The sequence below is a fragment of the Methylobacterium sp. WL19 genome, from assembly GCF_008040005.1.
In the GTDB taxonomy this organism is placed as follows: domain Bacteria; phylum Pseudomonadota; class Alphaproteobacteria; order Rhizobiales; family Beijerinckiaceae; genus Methylobacterium; species Methylobacterium bullatum.
The window spans coordinates 1-908 of the sequence record NZ_VRVC01000283.1 but is presented as its reverse complement, the minus strand read 5'-3'; the positions used below and the strand labels follow the sequence as shown (position 1 = coordinate 908).

Annotated in this window: 1 protein-coding gene and 1 pseudogene; both read right to left on the bottom strand. The window is 64.0% G+C overall.

All coding sequences use genetic code 11. The annotated features are described in order from the left end of the window. Positions 1–89: 89 nt before the first annotated feature. Positions 90–362 carry a YiaA/YiaB family inner membrane protein gene (locus FV220_RS25100; protein ID WP_018042308.1) on the bottom strand — a complete coding sequence of 91 codons (273 nt, stop codon included), beginning with the start codon at positions 360–362 and terminating at the stop codon, positions 90–92. A 312-nt stretch (positions 363–674) separates the two neighbouring features. Continuing rightward, a pseudogene (locus FV220_RS25095) lies at positions 675–908 on the bottom strand (PspA/IM30 family protein); the annotation flags it as partial.

Genomic DNA, 908 nt, shown 5'->3' with positions numbered 1-908 from the left:
GCGGCCGGGGGCGGTGGCGGGGTCGTGTCGGACATCGTCATGGGGGAGGGATGTCCCATCCCTCCCGTCCATCGTCAATCGAGGTACGCTCAATCTTTGCCCACCGACATCAGCAGCCGCTCGGTCTTGGCGTCCTCGATCCGGTTGACCATGCGGCGGCCCTCATGGACGTCGCGGATGGTCTTGGTGGCGGTGATGCAGGACTGGACCAGCATGATCGTGCCCATGGCGAGGTAGCCCTTGATCCAGATATCCATGGGCATGAAGAGGATGCCGAGGCCGACCATCGCCGCCGAGCCGATGAAGGACGCGTAGGTGAAGGTGACCCAGGCGCCGGAATGCTGAGTGGTCTCGTTGTTCATGGTCGTAATCCTCGATGTGAGAGAGTTGGGTTGCGTGAGTTCTGTTCAAGTCATCGGCGATGTTTTTGAAGGTCGATCGCCATGGATTTGGTGGTTCTGAAGGTTATTCCTCACCTCGACCTCATCCTGAGGTGCTGCGAAGCAGCCTCGAAGGAGGCCTTCAGTTAGAGCGAGCTTGCTGGAGGGCTCCTTCGAGGCCTCCGCTGCGCTCCGGCGCCTCAGGATGAGGTGGCGGGTGGGAGAATGGTGTTCCCCATGTCTTGATGCTCCCATGACCTGCCCAGACTCATCGAGTCCGCGTCACACCAACCTTCATGCAGCGCGCGCCTCGACCTTGCGCCGGAGGCGGTCGAGGACGGCGCCGCCGCTCGGGCGGGTGCTGGCGCCGAAACCTTCGCGCTCGAGCCGTTCGGCGATGGAAAGGCCCGGCTCGGTCTCGGCGAGCGCCGCTTCCGTGTCGGCGGCCTCGGTCTGGAGGGCGCGCAGTCGGCTCAAGGTCGCCTCGGCTTCCTTGAGTGTCGCCCGCTCGCTCGGGTTGGCCTGAAC

Excerpts from the sequence above, each read along its gene's own strand:
- FV220_RS25100 (WP_018042308.1), bottom strand. The coding sequence starts at position 362 with ATGAACAACGAGACCACTCAGCATTCCGGCGCCTGGGTCACCTTCACC.